The sequence below is a fragment of the Microbacterium pumilum genome (assembly GCF_039530225.1).
GTDB classification, from domain to species: Bacteria; Actinomycetota; Actinomycetes; order Actinomycetales; family Microbacteriaceae; genus Microbacterium; species Microbacterium pumilum.
The window spans coordinates 71,406-86,836 of the sequence record NZ_BAAAOH010000001.1; the positions used below are offsets into that span (position 1 = coordinate 71,406).

General features: G+C 67.1%; 14 protein-coding genes. 7 read left to right on the forward strand and 7 right to left on the reverse strand.

The window, feature by feature from the left end:
- Positions 1-23 precede the first annotated feature (23 nt).
- The 7 genes from ABD188_RS00285 to ABD188_RS00315 all read left to right on the forward strand — a co-directional run bounded on the left by ABD188_RS00285 (position 24) and on the right by ABD188_RS00315 (position 8,197).
- Positions 24-1,544 (forward strand): fumarylacetoacetate hydrolase family protein, encoded by a 1,521-nt coding sequence (locus tag ABD188_RS00285; RefSeq protein WP_344057398.1) that lies wholly within the window; start codon positions 24-26, stop codon positions 1,542-1,544.
- A complete protein-coding gene (locus tag ABD188_RS00290; RefSeq protein ID WP_344057400.1) occupies positions 1,541-2,242 on the forward strand; it encodes a GntR family transcriptional regulator in 702 nt (233 codons plus the stop codon). Before ABD188_RS00285 ends, ABD188_RS00290 begins: the two co-directional genes overlap by 4 nt.
- Positions 2,243-2,267: 25 nt before the next feature.
- Positions 2,268-3,821 carry a 5-carboxymethyl-2-hydroxymuconate semialdehyde dehydrogenase gene (gene hpaE / locus ABD188_RS00295; RefSeq protein ID WP_344057402.1) on the forward strand — a complete coding sequence of 518 codons (1,554 nt, stop codon included), beginning with the start codon at positions 2,268-2,270 and terminating at the stop codon, positions 3,819-3,821.
- 1 nt (position 3,822) lies between these two features.
- On the forward strand, positions 3,823-4,989 hold the full coding sequence (gene hpaD / locus ABD188_RS00300; protein WP_344057404.1) for a 3,4-dihydroxyphenylacetate 2,3-dioxygenase: 1,167 nt from the start codon (positions 3,823-3,825) through the stop codon (positions 4,987-4,989).
- Between the two features lie 108 nt (positions 4,990-5,097).
- Positions 5,098-5,883, forward strand: a complete 786-nt coding sequence (locus ABD188_RS00305) for a 2-keto-4-pentenoate hydratase (protein WP_344057405.1) — start codon at positions 5,098-5,100, stop codon at positions 5,881-5,883.
- Positions 5,868-6,671, forward strand: coding sequence for an HpcH/HpaI aldolase family protein (locus tag ABD188_RS00310; protein ID WP_344057407.1), 804 nt, complete (start codon positions 5,868-5,870; stop codon positions 6,669-6,671). Before ABD188_RS00305 ends, ABD188_RS00310 begins: the two co-directional genes overlap by 16 nt.
- A gap of 38 nt (positions 6,672-6,709) precedes the next feature.
- On the forward strand, positions 6,710-8,197 hold the full coding sequence (locus ABD188_RS00315; protein WP_344057409.1) for a benzaldehyde dehydrogenase: 1,488 nt from the start codon (positions 6,710-6,712) through the stop codon (positions 8,195-8,197).
- An 18-nt stretch (positions 8,198-8,215) separates the two neighbouring features.
- Here ABD188_RS00315 and ABD188_RS00320 read toward each other — a convergent pair whose 3' ends face one another.
- The 7 genes from ABD188_RS00320 to ABD188_RS00350 all read right to left on the reverse strand — a co-directional run bounded on the left by ABD188_RS00320 (position 8,216) and on the right by ABD188_RS00350 (position 15,255).
- The gene (locus tag ABD188_RS00320; RefSeq protein WP_344057410.1) at positions 8,216-8,611 is read right to left on the reverse strand and encodes a nuclear transport factor 2 family protein; all 396 of its coding nucleotides are present in this window, start codon (positions 8,609-8,611) and stop codon (positions 8,216-8,218) included.
- Positions 8,612-8,621: 10 nt separating this feature from the next.
- Entirely contained in the window at positions 8,622-9,425 is an 804-nt protein-coding gene (locus ABD188_RS00325; protein WP_344057412.1) for a MoaF C-terminal domain-containing protein, read from the reverse strand.
- On the reverse strand, positions 9,418-10,557 hold the full coding sequence (locus ABD188_RS00330) for a zinc-dependent alcohol dehydrogenase (protein WP_344057414.1): 1,140 nt from the start codon (positions 10,555-10,557) through the stop codon (positions 9,418-9,420). The genes ABD188_RS00325 and ABD188_RS00330 overlap by 8 nt, the downstream gene beginning before the upstream one ends.
- Positions 10,558-10,585: 28 nt before the next feature.
- Positions 10,586-11,272, reverse strand: a complete 687-nt coding sequence (locus tag ABD188_RS00335; protein WP_344057416.1) for an ABC transporter ATP-binding protein — start codon at positions 11,270-11,272, stop codon at positions 10,586-10,588.
- Positions 11,269-13,089: a branched-chain amino acid ABC transporter ATP-binding protein/permease gene (locus ABD188_RS00340; RefSeq protein WP_344057418.1), complete on the reverse strand. Its 1,821-nt coding sequence runs from the start codon at positions 13,087-13,089 to the stop codon at positions 11,269-11,271. Before ABD188_RS00340 ends, ABD188_RS00335 begins: the two co-directional genes overlap by 4 nt.
- Entirely contained in the window at positions 13,076-13,939 is an 864-nt protein-coding gene (locus tag ABD188_RS00345; RefSeq protein WP_344057420.1) for a branched-chain amino acid ABC transporter permease, read from the reverse strand. Before ABD188_RS00345 ends, ABD188_RS00340 begins: the two co-directional genes overlap by 14 nt.
- An 89-nt stretch (positions 13,940-14,028) precedes the next feature.
- Positions 14,029-15,255, reverse strand: a complete 1,227-nt coding sequence (locus ABD188_RS00350) for an ABC transporter substrate-binding protein (protein ID WP_344057422.1) — start codon at positions 15,253-15,255, stop codon at positions 14,029-14,031.
- Positions 15,256-15,431: the final 176 nt, after the last annotated feature.

Consider the following 15,431-nt stretch of genomic DNA (forward strand, 5'->3'; position numbering starts at 1 on the left):
ACGACGCAAGGGCGAGGGAGCTCATGAGCGAGCCACACACCGGAACGGATGCCGCAGACGGCGCAGGGCGCCGACCGCGATTCGGCGCTCTCCCTGGCCGGCCGGGCAAGATCATCGCGGTCCATCTGAGCTATGTCTCACGGGCCGACCAGCGTGGTCGCCGGCCTGCCGCTCCCTCCTACTTCCTGAAGCCTTCGAGTTCGGTCGCGACCTCGGGTGGCGTCGTCGAGCGGCCGGCGGGGACGGAGCTTCTCGCGTTCGAGGGCGAGGTGGCGCTGATCATCGGCGAACCCGCGCGCCGGGTCGGCATTGCCGACGCCTGGCGGCACGTGGCGTGGATCACAGCCGCGAACGATCTCGGGCTCTACGACCTGCGTCTCAACGACGCCGGATCCAACGCGCGATCGAAGGGCGGCGATGGATTCACACCGATCGGTCCTGACCTGATCTCCGCCGCCACTGTCGATCCGTCGCAGCTGAGGGTGCGCACGTGGGTGAACGGCGAGCCGGCTCAGGACGACACGACCGATGGCCTGCTGTTCTCGTTCCCGCAGATCATCGCGGATCTGTCTCAGCACTTCACCCTGGAGACCGACGACGTGATCCTCACCGGCACGCCAGCCGGGTCATCGGTCATCGTTCCAGGGGATGTCGTCGAGGTCGAGGTGGATGCACCATCGGTCATCGGCGCGCCGTCCTCTGGTCGGCTCATCACAACTGTGACAGACGGCGACGCGGACTTCGACCCGGCACTCGGGTCGCTTCCCAAGGTCGACGACAAGCAGCGCTCCGAGGCATGGGGTTCGCGCGAGGCAGCCGGTCTGCCACCGCTCGGACTCGATCCACAACTGCGGGCGAAGCTGGAGTCTGTTCCGGTTGCCGGTCTGTCCGCACAGCTGCGCAAACGTGGCATGAACAACGTCACGATCGACGGGGTGCGGCCGCTGCATCCGGACTCCAAGCTCGTGGGCACGGCCAAAACCCTGCGGTTCGTGCCCAACAGGGAAGACCTCTTCGCGTCGCACGGTGGCGGTTACAACGCCCAGAAGCGTGCGTTCGACGGCGTGGCCGAGGGCGAGGTGATCGTGATCGAGGCCCGGGGCGAGTCGGGCTCCGGCACGCTCGGCGACATTCTGGCGATCCGGGCACACGCGCGCGGCGCCGCCGGCATCGTCACGGACGGCGGCGTACGGGACGCCGCGGCGGTCGCGGCGGTCGGCATCCCGGTCTGGTCGAATGGTGCGCATCCCGCCGTGCTCGGCCGCAAGCACGTGCCGTGGGAGTACGACACGACCATCGGATGCGGCGGCACGACCGTGCAGCCCGGCGACGTCATCGTGGGCGATGCAGACGGGGTCATCGTCATCCCGCCCGCCCTGGTCGAAGAGGTCGTCGATGCAGCCATCGCCCAGGAGCACCAGGACGCCTGGATCGCACAGCAGGTGGCGGCGGGGCATCCGGTCGACGGCCTCTTTCCGATGAACGCCGAGTGGAAGGCCGCGTACCGCGCGTCACTGGACGCGGAAGCCGGTGATCCGACGTGAGCGACCTTCGAGCACAGCAGCCGGCGACCGAGCTGAGCAAGTCTCAGCGCGCCTATCGCTGGATCAAGGAGCGAATCGCGAACCAGCAGTTCACGCCGGGCTACCGACTCGTGCTCGGCACGATCGCGGGCGAGCTCGGCATGAGCGTGGTGCCGGTGCGTGAGGCGATCCGCCAGCTCGAGGCCGAAGGTCTCGTCATGTTCGAGCGCAACGTCGGCGCTCGTGTGTCGATGGTCGACGACACGCAGTACCGCTTCAGCATGCAGACTCTGAGCATCCTCGAGGGGGCCGCGACGGCCCTCGCGGCGAGACAGCTCTCGACCGAAGACGTCCGGCGGGCGCGCGCGATCAATGAGCTCATGGTCGAGACGCTCGACCACTTCGATCCTCATGCGTTCACTCGGCTCAACCAGGAGTTCCACGCAGCCCTGTTCGTCAAGACGTCGAACCCGCGGATGCTCCACCTCGTCGAGGCGGAGTGGGCGCGGCTCGGGCACTTGCGGGACTCGACCTTCGCATTCGTCCCTGGCCGTGCTCATGAGTCGGTCCGCGAGCACGAGAACATCCTGCAGCTCATCGAGCACTCTGCCCCGCTCGGCGACATCGAGAACGCCGCGCGGCAGCATCGCTCGGCGACGCTCGATGCCTACCTGATCCACGAACATCCCGACCAGGCGCTCGGCCTGCCCGCGCTCTGACACCCCCGACGAACCGGAGGAAGACATGACCGACACCGCCACGATCGCCGCACATCGTCACGTCCCCGACGATCTGCCGACGCGCATCCAGCACTACATCGACGGCGAGTTCGTCGACTCCGCCGACGGCGACACATTCGACGTGCTCGATCCCGTGTCGAACGAGGTCTACCTGCAGGCTGCCGCCGGCAAGAAGGCCGACGTCGACCTCGCCGTCGCCGCTGCGCGACGCGCGTTCGCCGATGGGCCGTGGCCCCGGATGCTGCCGCGCGAGCGCTCCCGGATCCTGCACAGGATCGCCGACATCGTGGAGTCCCGCGACGCGCGCCTCGCCGAGCTCGAGTCGTTCGACTCGGGACTGCCCATCACGCAGGCACTCGGTCAGGCGCGGCGCGCGGCCGAGAACTTCCGCTTCTTCGCAGACTTGATCGTCGCCCAGGCCGACGACACGTACAAGGTGCCAGGGAGGCAGATCAACTACGTCAACCGCAAGCCGATCGGCGTCGCAGGGCTCATCACGCCCTGGAACACCCCGTTCATGCTGGAGTCCTGGAAGCTCGGCCCCGCGCTCGCCACGGGAAACACCGTCGTGCTCAAGCCCGCCGAGTTCACTCCTCTGTCGGCATCGCTGTGGGCCGGGATCTTCGAGGAGGCCGGGCTGCCCAGAGGTGTCTTCAACCTGGTCAACGGGCTCGGTGAGGATGCCGGCGACGCTCTGGTGAAGCATCCCGATGTGCCGCTCATCTCCTTCACCGGCGAGAGCTCCACCGGGCAGCTGATCTTCGGCAACGCCGCACCGTTCCTGAAGGGCCTGTCAATGGAGCTCGGCGGCAAGTCCCCCGCAGTCGTGTTCGCCGACGCCGACCTCGATGCCGCGGTCGATGCGACGATCTTCGGCGTCTTCTCGCTCAACGGCGAGCGCTGCACCGCCGGGTCACGCATCCTCGTCGAACGCGGAATCTACGACGAGTTCGTCGAGCGCTACGCCGCGCAGGCGAAGCGTGTGGTCGTCGGCTACCCGCACGACCCGGCGACCGAGGTCGGCGCGCTCGTGCATCCCGAGCACTACGACAAGGTCGTGTCGTACATCGAGATCGGCAAGAACGAGGGCCGTCTCGTCGCCGGCGGCGGCCGGCCGAAGGGCTTCGACACGGGCAACTTCGTCGAGCCGACAGTCTTTGCGGATGTCGCCCCCGATGCTCGGATCTTCCAGGAGGAGATCTTCGGGCCCGTCGTCGCCATCACACCGTTCGACACTGATGCCGAAGCGCTGGCGCTCGCGAACAACACGAAATACGGACTCGCCGCCTACATCTGGACCAACGATCTGAAGCGCGCCCACAACTTCGCCCAGTCCGTCGAGGCGGGCATGGTGTGGCTGAACTCGAACAACGTGCGCGACCTCCGCACCCCGTTCGGCGGCGTCAAGGCTTCCGGCCTCGGCCACGAGGGCGGCTATCGGTCGATCGACTTCTACACCGACCAGCAGGCCGTGCACATCACGCTCGGCGAGGTCCACAACCCCACATTCGGCAAGTCGGCCCACCCGGACGCGACCCAGGAAGAGCAAGGACGCTGATATGACCGACCGATCCCGCATGACCCGAACCTCTTCGGGGTTCTTCGTCTCGCAGGAGGCGCCGATCGAGTCCGAGAACCCGGTACCGACGCCGCAGACGCTGCCACCCGACATCCTGCGGTGTGCCTACATGGAGCTCGTCGTCACCGACCTCGCCGCCTCGCGCGTGTTCTACGTCGACGTGCTCGGTCTGCACATCACCGAGGAGGATGACGAGGCGATCTATCTGCGATCGACCGAAGAGTTCATCCACCACAACCTCGTGCTGCGGCAGGGACCGATCGCCGCAGTCGCCGCGTTCTCGTACCGCGTGCGCTCGCCCGAAGAGCTCGACAAGGCGGTCGCGTTCTACGAAGAGCTCGGATGCCGCGTCGAGCGTCGCTCCGAGGGCTTCACAAAAGGGATCGGCGACTCCGTGCGCGTCGAAGACCCGCTCGGCTTTCCGTATGAGTTCTTCTACCAGACCGAGCACGTCGAGCGTCTCTCGTGGCGATACGACCTGTACATCCCCGGTGAATTGGTGCGGCTCGACCACTTCAACCAGGTCACGCCGGATGTGCCTCGCGCCGTGAACTTCATGCAATCGCTGGGGTTCCGCGTCACCGAAGACATCCAGGATGAGGAGGGAACCGTCTATGCGGCGTGGATGCGGCGTAAGCCCACCGTCCACGACACCGCGATGACCGGCGGCGACGGACCCCGCATGCACCACGTCTGCTTCGCGACGCACGAGAAGCACAACATCCTGGCGATCTGCGACAAGCTGGGCGCTCTCCGTCGCTCGGACGCGATCGAGCGGGGACCGGGCCGCCACGGTGTCTCGAACGCGTTCTATCTGTACCTGCGGGACCCTGACGGGCACCGCGTGGAGATCTATACGCAGGACTACTACACCGGCGATCCCGACAACCCGGTGGTCACCTGGGACGTGCACGACAACCAGCGCCGCGACTGGTGGGGTAACCCCGTCGTGCCGTCCTGGTACACCGAGGCATCGCTGGTCCTCGACCTCGACGGCAACCCGCAGCCGGTTCGCGCCCGCACCGACACGTCCGAGATGGCCGTCACGATCGGCGCCGACGGATTCTCCTACACGCGCCCCGAAGAGGGCGAGGCGTCCATGCCCGAATGGAAGCAGGGCGAATACAAGCTCGGCAACCAGCTGTGACCGGGGCACGCGGACCGAGGGTCGCTGAGCGTGGCGAAGCGTCCCGTGATCGCCCCTTCGACAAGCACAGGGATCGATCACCAGCCTGACCCGAAGGAGGAGAGAAGCATGCTGAAGCCCGACTCCATCGCGGCGATCGCCGACGAACTCGCAGAGGCCGATCGCACCCATACGGTCATCCCGCGGATCACGGCGCGATACCCCGACGCGACCGTCGAGGACTCGTACGCCATCCAAGGGGTCTGGCGTGATCAGAACGTCGCGGCGGGACGTCGACTGGTCGGTCGGAAGATCGGCCTCACGTCCAAGGCGATGCAGCAGGCGACGGGCATCACCGAGCCCGACTACGGTGTCATGTTCGACGACACCGTCTACGAAAGCGGTGCGGACATCCCGGTCGAGCGCTTCTCGAACGTGCGCATCGAGGTCGAACTCGCATTCGTGCTCAAAGAGCCACTGGAGGGCCCCGACGCCACCCTCGAAAGTGCGCTGCACGCGATCGACTACGCCGTACCGGCCCTGGAGATCCTCAACTCCCACATCGAGTTGGAGGGTCGAACCATCGTCGACACGATCGCAGACAACGCCGCCTACGGCGGGATGGTGCTCGGCACCACGCATAAGCGACCCGATGAGATCGATCTGCGATGGGTCCCGGCGCTGCTCTACCGCAATGATGAGATCGAAGAGACCGGCGTCGCAGCGGGCGTTCTCGACCATCCCGCAACCGGCGTCGCGTGGCTGGCCAACAAATTCCACCAGCACGGCGCGCGGCTCGAAGCCGGCGAGATCATCCTGGCAGGGTCGTTCACACGTCCCATGTGGGTCGCAAAAGGCGATCGGGTGCGCTGCGACTATGGACCGATGGGAATCATCACATGCCAGTTCATCTAGCTCCGACCTTCCGCACCGCGATTGCCGGCGCCGATCGTCCGCTCGCCGGCATCTGGATCTGCTCGGGATCCCCCCTCGTCGCCGAGATCTGCGCCGGCTCGGGCATGGACTGGGTGCTGATCGACATGGAGCACTCCCCCAACGGACTCGAGTCCGTGCTGGCGCAGCTGCAGGCTGTCGCCGCCTATCCGGTGACCCCCGTGGTCCGCGTGCCGATCGGCGACATCGTGACCATCAAGCAGGTGCTCGACCTCGGTGCCCAGAACCTGCTCGTGCCGATGATCTCCTCCGCAGGCGAAGCCCAGCAGATAGTGGAAGCCGTGCGCTATCCGCCACGCGGACGCCGCGGCGTCGGCTCCGCGCTCGCGCGGTCCGCCCGCTGGAACCGCGTCGACGACTACCTCGCGCGCGCCGATGAGCATGTCTCGCTGTTCGTCCAGATCGAGACCGCTGAGGGCATCGAGAACGCCGCCGAGATCGCAGCGACCGATGGTGTCGACGGCGTATTCCTCGGACCCTCCGACCTCGCGGCATCCATGGGCCTTCTCGGCCAGCAGACTCACCCCGATGTGATCGCGGCCGTCCACCGCGCGTTCGACGCCATTCGCGGCGTCGGCAAACCCGCGGGCGTGAACGCATTCGATCCGACCGCGGCGCAGGCGTACATCGACTCCGGCGCGGCCTTCATCCTCGTCGGCGCCGATGTCGCCCTGCTCGCTCGCGGCTCCGAAGCGCTGAGCGCGCGATGGATCCCCGCCGCCGGCGACACGGTCCGTCCGTCCTACTAGCCGTTAGCCCGTCCGCCCACATCCCGAGAAGGCACATCATGACCGACACCGTCCGCACCGCAGCCCGCCTCATCGATGAGGACTCGTTCACCGGGAAGATCTACATCGACGGCGAATGGGTCGTCGGAGCCGGCGGCGAACTGGCTTCGATCGAGCCCGCCACCGGATCGGCGATCGCAACCGTCGGAATCGCGGGTCGAGAGGATGTCACCCGCGCAGCGGAAGGTGCCGCCCGAGCACAACGGGAGTGGGCTGCAGCCCCGCATCCGTTGCGCGCCGCGGTTCTCCGCCGCGCAGGCCAGCTCTGGGAGGAGCACGCCGACGAGATCATGGGATGGAATGTGCGCGAGGTGGGCGCGATTCCTCCCCTGGCCGGCTTCGCGCTGCACGTCACGGCCGCGGAGTGCTACGAAGCGTCGTCGCTCCCGTCGGCGCCGCTCGGAGCGATGCTCGCCAGCGAGGAGCCCCGGCTTTCCCTCGCGGAGCGGAATCCGGTCGGTGTCGTCGGCGTGATCTCTCCCTTCAACGTTCCGCTGATCCTCGGCATCCGCGCCGTCGCGCCCGCCCTCGCGCTGGGCAACGCCGTGCTGCTCAAGCCCGACCCACGAACGGTCGTCACCGGTGGCGTTTCGATGGTGCGCATCTTCGAGGAGGCCGGGCTGCCGGCCGGTCTGCTGCAGCTTGTGCCCGGCGGCGCGGATGTCGGCGAGGCGATGATCGCCGACCCCAGGGTGAGGGTCATCGCATTCACCGGCTCCACTCGCGCCGGCCGCAAGGTCGGCGAGCTCGCGGGGCGCCACCTCACGCGAGCCCATCTCGAGCTGGGCGGCAACTCCGCATACGTGATCCGCCAAGACGCGGACATCGACCAGGCCGTGAACCTCGCCACGTGGGGATCGTTTCTGCACCAGGGACAGATCTGCATGACGATCGGACGCCACATCGTCCACGAGTCGCTGTTCGACGAGTACGTGGCGAAGCTCGCGGCCAAGGCGGAGTCGATGGTGGTCGGTGATCCGGCCCAGGGCCAGGTGCATCTCGGCCCGCTCATCGATGAGGTCCAGCGCGATCGGGTCCACACCCTGGTTCAGGATGCCGTCGCCCAGGGTGCGCACCTGCGCGCCGGCGGCAGCTACGAGGGCCTCTACTATCGGCCGACGGTGCTGGCGAACACGCCCACGGATGCCGCAGCGTACTGCGACGAAGTCTTCGGCCCGGTCGCGTCGGTGGTCTCGTACGCGACCGACGACGAGGCCGTCGCGCTGGCCGCAGCGACCGAGTACGGTCTTTCGCTCGGAATCATCAGCCGCGACGTGTTCGGGGCGCTCGAACTCGCCAGGCGCATCCCGAGTGGAATCGTCCACATCAACGATCAGACCGTCAACGACGAGGCGAACGCACCGTTCGGTGGGGTCGGGGCATCCGGCACCGGCTCGCGCCACGGCGGGGCGCAGGCGAACATCGATGCCTTCACCGAGACCCGATGGATCACACTCCGGCGAGAGCCGGGCAGCTACCCGTTGTAGCGGCAGCGAGCACGGTGCTCAGCCACGGTCGACCACGGCGCGATTCACCACCTCGGTGTCGGTGACCTGCTCGAACGTCGTGACCTTGCCGTCGGCTAGATGCCAGATATGCGCGACCCGGGCCGAGAACGGTCGATCGGTGGCCCGATAGGTGCCGGAGTACGTGCCCAGTCCGACCACCGCGTCGCCGCCGTCGATCAGCTCGTCGACCGTGAGCATGAAACCCTCGAAGTCGCGCTGAATTCTTGCGAAGACGTTCTCGGCGACCGCGTGGGGGCCGATGTACGTGCCGGCGTAGGGAAAGCCCTCGGCTTCGGTCCATCTGACGTCATCCGCCAGGGGTGCGAGCATGCCCGCCAGATCGCCCCGATCGGATGCCGCGTAGTGGGCGCGGATGATGTCTGCATTGCTCATGATCGTCCTCTCAGACCGGCTGCATGTCGGGATACGCGACCGATCCCAGCGGGTAGATGTGGCCTCCGCCACGTGAGTGCTCGGCATCTCCCGCGCCGTTCAGTCCGAGGAAGATCCCCGTGGTCCGCAGCTGATAGCTCAGATCGTGCAGCCAGACGCTGGCGACTGCGATGCGGAACTCGCGGAAGCAGAACAGGTAGAGCCCGTCCGCGAACTTCCACACCGTCGACAGATCCGTGTCACCGTGACCGCGCTGCACGCCTTCCAGGCACTGCCACGTGTAGCGCTGGCTGGAGAGGTACACATGCTCGTAGAGGTGATGCGGGCTGTAGCGGTAGACGTTTCTCTTGCCCACCAGGTCGCGACTCGGAGCGGGGACTTCTCCCGTCGCCGTTCCGCCGCCTGTCACACCCGCCCAGAAGCGCTGCGTGACCTGAGGTGTTCCCTCGATGGCCTGCTGGGCGATGTAGGAGAGCACCGCGACGACACGATGCGTCGATGTCGAATAGACGAGGGTGAGTGCGGTGCGGTCACGACTCGAGAGCGGCAGATTGACGAAGATGACGTCCTCTCGGACGGCGACAGCGTCGTACTCGTCGGTGGTGCCGGGGGGAGCGCCGATCGCGCCATCCGCTGTCCAGGTCACTTCGGAAGCTGCGAACGACAGCGAGATGCTGGTTCCGTCGTCGAGCACGAGATCGAGCGACTGCCCCTCGAGCGAGACGTTCGGAAGTCGGTAGGTGTCGATTCCGGCAGCGAACTCGTCGTAGGTGCGCCACTCGTCGAGAGCGGCGTCCGGGGTGTTGTCAGGCATGAGGTTCCTTCGCTGTCGTTGATTCTGGGTCCAGCACGGCCTTGATCACCCCGTCCGCGCGGGATTCGACGAGCGCGAAGGCATCGCGCACCGCGTCCAATCCGAACCGATGGGTGATCATGTCGTCGAAGGGATACTCCCCGCGGCTGAGCATCGCGATCGCCGGCTCATAACCCCCCGCGGACAGGAAACTGGGGAGCACGTCCGGTTCGCGAGTCAGCAGGTCCTCGTCCGCGAAGAAGGTCACCGGTACCTGGGCCCCGCAGGCTCCAGCGAGCACTACCCGACCGCCGCGTCGGACGATTCGGACGGCATCTCGCTGCGCCTCGGCGACGCCAGCGATCTCGATCACGACATCCGGCAGAACCCCACCCGATGCGGCGCGCACGGCGGCAGCGAGATCGGGCTCCGCGCGCGAATCGATCACGGCATCAGCGCCGAAACGGCGGGCGAACTCCAACCGCGACGGACGCGTGCCGATGACGATCACGCGTCCGGCCCCCGCGGTGCGCGCGGCTGCGGCGATCAGCATGCCGACCGGGCCCGGACCGATCACCGCGACGATCTCGCCGGGTGCGACCCTCCCGCGCGCTATCGCCCGGTGAGCGACGGCGAGCGGTTCGGTCAGGACAGCCCGCTCCCAGGGAAGATCAGCGGGCAGAGGATGGATGATGGCTTCCGACGGGGCGTACAGGTAGTCGGCGTAACCGCCCCATAGCCCGGGCTCGACCGTGCGGGGGATGTTCACGCCGTACTGCCGACCGCGATGCAGCCCGTTCTGCGGATCGTCTCGCTCGCAGAGGTTGTAACGCCCTTCTCTGCACCGCGCGCAAGACCGGCAAGGCAGCAGCATCTCGACGGCTACGTGGTCTCCTACCCGGAGCCCGCGGGTCTCAGCCGCGCTGGCCCCGATCGCTGCGACCTCGCCGACGAACTCGTGCCCAGGAACCAGCGGGAACGGGTCGCCGATGTGTCCCGCGAGCAGGTGGATGTCAGTCGCGCAGATGCCCACAAGTGCGATCCTCACGAGCGTGTCGTCGTCTCCAGGCGTCGGCACCGGCTGAGTCTCGACGCCGACGCTCCCGACTGCGCGGAACACGACTTGGCGGCTCTCCGCGAACAGCTGCGTCATGCTTGCATCTCCCTCAGTGGTCGGCCCGTCATCCGAGGTACGCACGTCTCAGCATGGTCTCGTCGGCCAGCAGGGGCGCCGGTGCGCCCTGATACGACACGCGCCCGCTCGTCACCACGAGCGCGGTGCTCGCCACCCCCAGTGCGAGGTGCGCGAACTGCTCGACGAGCAGGACGCCCACCCCCGACGCTGCGATCTGCTTGATCGTGGGAATCAGTCTGAGGAACACGACCGGCGCGAGGCCCAGCGACATCTCATCGAGCAGCAGGATCTTGGGGCGCGAAGCGAACGCCCGGGCGAGCACCAGCATCTGCTGCTCTCCTCCGGACAGCAGGACGGCCGCACTGTCGACGCGCTTCCCCAATTCCGGAAAGAGCGCCATCGCGTCGTCGAAGTCGGTCTTCGTGCGCGCGGTCAACTTCAGATGCTCGCGCACAGTGAGAGAGGGGAAGATCATCCGTCCCTGCTCGACATGGCTGATGCCGGCGAGTGCGCGCTTTCGCCGCGTGAGCTTGCGCACATCCCTGCCATCCATCGTGATCTCGCCGCTGACCGTCGTCACCAGACCCGACACGGCTTCGAGCAGGCTCGTCTTCCCCGCCCCGTTGGGACCCACGAGCGTCGTGATCTCACCGGGAGCGATCTCCACGGAGACGCCAGAGATGACGGGGCCGATACCGCGCCGGACGGTGACGTCCGCGAGGACAAGACTCATGACAGCAGCTCCGTCTCGCCCATGTATGCCCGGAGGACCTCCGGATCGGAGAGCACCGACTCCTGAAGTCCCGCCGCCAGCACCTTGCCGAAGTTCAGGACGACGATATTCGAGCAGACGCTGCGCACCAGGTCCAGGTCGTGCTCGATGATGAGCAGCGTCACGCCGAACTTATCGGGCACCGCGCGCAGTCGATCGGCGAACGCAAGGTGCTCCTCATGCGACAGCCCCGCCGCCGGCTCGTCGAGCAGCAGGAGCCGTGGCCCGGCCGCGACGTTCGCCGCCACTTCGATGAGTCTTCGCGTGCCCACATCGACGATCTGGAGCGGCGTCCGCGACGGCGGACACCCGAAGAAGCCGAGGACCTCTTGTATCCGGTCGGCGGGGACGTCGCGCCCGGCGACGAAGCGACCGTATGCGCCGACGGTCATGGTCGAGGGGACTCGGTCCTGCTGGAAGGTGCGGCGGAGCCCCGCGCGCGCGATCCTGTGCGGAGCGAGACCGTCGAGCGCGGTGCCGCCGAGCCTCACGCTGCCCCTGTGCTGCGGCAGGAAGCCGGTCAGCGCGTCGACGAACGTCGACTTGCCGGCTCCGTTCGGCCCGATCAGTCCGAGGATCTCGCCCTCGCGCACCTGCAGATCGACGTCGGAGAGGGCGGCGACCGCGCCGAACTGGACCGTCAGCCCCTCCACCCGCAGCAGCACCTCGGGGCCCGCGATGGGCACGGGCGCCGCGATGGGCGCGAGCGCGGCAAGAGTCGACTCGGCATCCGAGATGTCGCGCCGGCGCCGACGTCGGATCAGGGCGTTCCGGATGTCGTTTCCCAGGTTGGAGTTCGTCGTGAGGGCCTGGATCCCGAGCGCGGCGAACGCGATGTTCGCCCACTCGAGAGGTACGCCGAACTGCTTGAGGATCTCTGGGATGAGAATGAAAAGCATGCCGCCCAGCAGCGCCATCTCGAGCAGATGCGCGCCGACGGCGATCGACAGCACGTACAGCCCCAGCGAGTTCAGGGTCTGAAAGGTGATGTAGTTCGCAGTGGTCACCTGCCCGACGATCAGGCACCCCGCGATGCCCCCGATGAACGCGCTCACGGTGAACGCGCTGAGCTTGGCGGACGTGACGCTCGTTCCCGATGACGCGGTGCCTCGCTCTGAGAACGCAACCGATCTCCACCCCGCGCCCCACCGGCTGCGCTGCAGGAAGAACACGCTGAGCCCGACGACGACGACGACCACAGCCACGAAGAGGAAGTAATACCGGTTGCCGGACAGGTCTGACGACCCGGGGATGTCAAAGGGGCGCGCGACTCGTTCGTTCGTCCACTGATCGGGGAACGAGACCTTCTGAAGGGTCATGTCCAGCGCCGCCGCGACGCCGAGTGTCACGACGGCGAGATTCACGCCGCGCAGGCGAAGCGCGGGGAGGCCGACGACGAATCCCAGGAGCGCCGCAGCGGCGCCGCCGACGACCATGGCGACGATGAAGGCGAAGCCGCCGAGCGCGGCGTGGAGTGGTGTCTGCGTCATGAGGAAGTCGAGGACCCATCCCCCGACTGCCGCGAACGACAACTGGCAGAGCGCGATCATCCCGGCAGTGCCCGTGACGATCCCCAGGCCCATCAGCGACATCGCCGCGACGAGCACCGATGTCGCGATCAGCAGCCAGTAGTCGCCGAGGATGAAACCCAGGCCGACGGCCACGAGGATCGATCCGGCGGCCAGGGCCCACGGCATCCACGGTCTTCCCTGTGCGCGTCGCGGCGCGCCGGGACCGACCGCGGTGGTCGTGGTGGTGTGAAGGTCAGCGCGCGACATCCCACACCTCCTTCCGCTGGTTCCAGAGCAGGAAGAGCACGATGACGATGAGCGGCACCCAGTCTCGAAGGAGACTGATTTCGGGGAACGAGGTCAGCAGACCCTGCAGGGCGCCGACCAGCAGCCCACCTGCGATTGTGAGGGGAAGACTCGAGAACGCCCCGACGAGCGCCGCGGCGGCGGATGGAATCAGCAGAACGATCATCGACGTCGCACTGCCCGCCTGCGTGTTCCCGACGATGGAGATGAACAGTCCCGAGAGAGCACCGGTGGTCGCCCACACCAGCAGCTGGAGTCCCCGGACGTTGACGCCCAGCAGCTCCGCGGCCGTCTGTCGATCGGAGATCGCTCGCAGGCGAACTCCGAGTGGAGTACGTGTGAGCACCAATGTCGCGAGCGCGGCCACCACGATGGCCAAGACGAGCATCAGGACGCCGACCTTCGTGACAGCGATCGTGCCCATCGTGAACAGCGGCCCGATGAGCAGCGGCGGGTTTGCCTGCGGCCTGGTCCCGAACAGGATGAACGACAGCGACATCAGACCGAGCAGCGTCGCGACAGTGACCGCGGACCGCGCGGTGGTGCTGGACTCGCCGAGCCAGGTCGAGATCACCCATCCGAGCAGGGCTGACAGCGCTGCGCTCGTGACCATCGCGATGATGATGGTCGTCCAGCCGGGCAGCCCGAGGGGAACGAAGCGCAGCGCCAGATACGCCCCGAAGACACCGACGGCGACCTGCGAGAAGTTGACCACGCGGGTGAGTGTCGCCATCAAGGTGAGCAGCACCCCGAAGACCGCGAACAGCGCCCCGGAGCTCAGCCCGACGACGAGAGCACCAAGGGTATTCATCTCGCTCCTTCACGATCGTTGCGGGGTGTTGAACGCCGGTGCGACGCGGGGCGTGGCCTCGCGTCGCACCGACGCTTCTGTGGTTCGGATCAGCTCCCGGCAGGGACTGTGGTGTAGACCCAGCCCAGTTCCTCGCCCTCCATGACAGGGCCGAGCGACTCCCACGTACCGGTTCCCGCGCGGAGCACGACCGGGTAGGCCGTGTTGTTGGGCTGGTGGAAGTCGGCGTCCCCGAAGATGTACGGTGCCTGAGCCATCGGCGACGGGATCTCCTCGCTCATACCCTTCGCGGCGGCGGTGAAGCTGTCCCTCGTGATGTCGCCGTCGATCGATTCGAGGATGTCGATGAAGTACTCGGCGGCGAGATACCCGCCCTGCGAGAACGAGGTTTTCGGAACCCCGTGCGCATCCATCGTCTGAGCCCACTCCTCGACCCCTTCGATGCTGGTGTCGCCGTAGGGCGCCCACTCCGCGGGGAGGTAGATGTCGCCCCCGTAGGCCGCGGATGCCGCGAACTGATCCGAATAGCACGACGTCAGCACGAGGAACGGCAGCGTGATTCCCTGGTTCGACGCCTCGCCCAGCAGCGCGACGACGGCATCCCCGACCTCGTTCATGAAGATCGCGTCGCAGTCCTGGCTCTTCAGGTTCGAGACATTGCCGGCGTAGCTCGCCTGACCGCGCACGAGCGAGGTGTCGAGGTACGCCAGCTCCTTGCCGGTGGCATCGCCCCAGGCAGCGATCGCCTGTTCGTACGCCGCCTTCGATGCCGCCTCGTCGGGAACCATCACGGCGCAGATGTTCTCGAATCCCAGGGTCTCGGACCCGTAGTACAGGCTCGCGAACGTGTCGAAGAACGGACCCGTGTTGGTGGGCGCGATGTTCGGTGTCGCGAAGCAGTAGGGATCGACTCCCGTGCCTTGGATCGAGACGATCCCGTTGTCCTCCCACGTCGTGTGGTTGACGGCGCAGTCCAGCAGCGAGGAGCCGCCGACGAGTGCAACAGCGCCCGACGACAGCGCGTCTTGAGCTGCGGTGGCGGATGCCGCGGGGTCGGTCTTGTCGTCGTACACGGTGTACTCGATGGGACGGCCCTCGAGTCCGCCCGCGGCGTTGTAGTCATCGAAGACCGCTTGCACCGCTTGGGGTGCCTCAGGGAAGAACGTGAGCCCGCTGAGTGCACCCACGACGATCGGATCGCCCGTCGCGGGCTCACCGCTCTCGGAGGGGGAGCCTCCCCCGCCGGATGTGCATCCGGCGAGAGCCGATACGACGGCGATGCTCGCCGCGAGCATGAGTATGCGTGATTTGTGCATGTGCGTTGCCTCTCGGTTGGGCGGGACCACCACGTCTCGCTGTGAGGAACAGGGGTTGGCCTGTCGATGCGCGCTGGCTCTGTGCGGGCAGCCATCCGACTGCGCGTATCTTTCGCCTAAGGCTAGAAACCGGGTGATCGTCGCACTTGTCCGACGGTGAACAGCGGTTGCCTCTG

Bases quoted from the DNA above. Each gene is read 5' to 3' on its own strand.
- ABD188_RS00285 (WP_344057398.1), top strand. From the start codon at position 24: ATGAGCGAGCCACACACCGGAACGGATGCCGCAGACGGCGCAGGGCGC.
- hpaE (WP_344057402.1), top strand. From the start codon at position 2,268: ATGACCGACACCGCCACGATCGCCGCACATCGTCACGTCCCCGACGAT.
- hpaD (WP_344057404.1), top strand. From the start codon at position 3,823: ATGACCGACCGATCCCGCATGACCCGAACCTCTTCGGGGTTCTTCGTC.
- ABD188_RS00305 (WP_344057405.1), top strand. From the start codon at position 5,098: ATGCTGAAGCCCGACTCCATCGCGGCGATCGCCGACGAACTCGCAGAG.
- ABD188_RS00310 (WP_344057407.1), top strand. From the start codon at position 5,868: ATGCCAGTTCATCTAGCTCCGACCTTCCGCACCGCGATTGCCGGCGCC.
- ABD188_RS00315 (WP_344057409.1), top strand. From the start codon at position 6,710: ATGACCGACACCGTCCGCACCGCAGCCCGCCTCATCGATGAGGACTCG.
- ABD188_RS00320 (WP_344057410.1), bottom strand. From the start codon at position 8,611: ATGAGCAATGCAGACATCATCCGCGCCCACTACGCGGCATCCGATCGG.
- ABD188_RS00325 (WP_344057412.1), bottom strand. From the start codon at position 9,425: ATGCCTGACAACACCCCGGACGCCGCTCTCGACGAGTGGCGCACCTAC.
- ABD188_RS00330 (WP_344057414.1), bottom strand. From the start codon at position 10,557: ATGACGCAGCTGTTCGCGGAGAGCCGCCAAGTCGTGTTCCGCGCAGTC.
- ABD188_RS00335 (WP_344057416.1), bottom strand. From the start codon at position 11,272: ATGAGTCTTGTCCTCGCGGACGTCACCGTCCGGCGCGGTATCGGCCCC.
- ABD188_RS00340 (WP_344057418.1), bottom strand. From the start codon at position 13,089: ATGTCGCGCGCTGACCTTCACACCACCACGACCACCGCGGTCGGTCCC.
- ABD188_RS00345 (WP_344057420.1), bottom strand. From the start codon at position 13,939: ATGAATACCCTTGGTGCTCTCGTCGTCGGGCTGAGCTCCGGGGCGCTG.
- ABD188_RS00350 (WP_344057422.1), bottom strand. From the start codon at position 15,255: ATGCACAAATCACGCATACTCATGCTCGCGGCGAGCATCGCCGTCGTA.